Source organism: Bacillus sp. HY001 (assembly GCF_007558965.1).
Classification (GTDB): Bacteria; Bacillota; Bacilli; order Bacillales; family Bacillaceae_G; genus Bacillus_A; species Bacillus_A mobilis.
Window position 1 is genome coordinate 1 of sequence record NZ_VLTE01000384.1, and the last position, 267, is coordinate 267.

Below are 267 nucleotides of genomic sequence, written 5' to 3' on the forward strand. Positions count from 1 at the left end.
TATCGTCCTCAAGCAGGTACCACGGCTATATCATATAGTGCAGCGCAAGGTACTCTTCACGCTGTTCATCATGCAATGCAAATGCAACAACAAATGCAACAACAAATGCATCCTCATATGCAACAACACACGTATCCTTATATGTATCCTCATATGCAACAACATTATGCATCTACTGGATATTACAATCCTATAGTGATTTCAGCAGATGGGTTATATATATCAACAATTCCCCATGGAACTCTATACAATTTATAGAAAGATTTT

1 protein-coding gene is annotated in these 267 nt (G+C 37.1%); it reads left to right on the plus strand.

What is annotated here, in order from left to right:
* The coding region (locus tag FOT98_RS31850) for a DUF3947 family protein (protein WP_260851168.1) at positions 1–258 on the plus strand (258 nt) is incomplete at its 5' end.
* Positions 259–267: the final 9 nt, after the last annotated feature.